The sequence below is a fragment of the Vibrio sp. 378 genome (assembly GCF_033339435.1).
On record NZ_JAWOUO010000481.1, the window covers coordinates 1 to 739 of the forward strand.

The 739-nt window shown below is 47.4% G+C and carries 1 protein-coding gene; it reads left to right on the top strand.

Annotated elements, in window-relative coordinates; genetic code table 11:
• The coding region (locus R7Q48_RS27060) for a tripartite tricarboxylate transporter permease (RefSeq protein ID WP_318133336.1) at positions 1–641 on the top strand (641 nt) is incomplete at its 5' end.
• Positions 642–739 lie beyond the last annotated feature (98 nt).

The window sequence follows — 739 nt, forward strand, 5'->3', positions numbered from 1 at the left end:
AAGAGTTCGGAAAAGGCAGCATTCGTGGTCTAGTTGCGCCAGAATCAGCGAACAACGCCGCATCAAGTGGCTCATTCGTTCCATTGTTAACGCTGGGTATTCCAGGCTCAGGCACCACCGCTATTATGCTTGGCGCGTTAATCGCCTACGGCATTCAACCTGGCCCTCGCCTGTTTGTTGAACACCCGGATGTCTTCTGGTCAGTCATCATCTCAATGTACTTTGGTAACATCGTGCTTGTGATTCTTAACTTGCCGTTGATTCCTTACATCTCGAAACTACTGGCCGTTCCAAGAACAGTGCTTCTACCTATGATTTTGTTCTTCTCAATTACAGGTGTGTACTTAGTTTCGTTCAATACGATGGATGTGTTTGTGATGCTACTTGTGGCGATGGCTGCCATTGCACTTAGACTGGCAAACTTCCCGCTCGCACCATTGCTGCTTGGCTTCATCCTCGGCGGCTTGATGGAAGAAAACTTGCGCCGAGCGTTGATGATTTCTGACGGTGAGTTGAGCTTCTTGTGGGAGCGTCCGATTACGTTGACGTTTACTGTGCTGGCAGTATTAGTGCTGGGTAGCCCGCTGTTTGTGAAGCTGTTTCAAAAGCTTAAAGCGCAACCTGTAAAAGTTGAGCAATAATCGTCGATTCCTCCTTCTTGATAGCCCCTAAAAGCCACCCTCGCGGTGGCTTTTTCTTTCTTCGATCTTTCTTTGATATAGCTACGATGAATTAATAT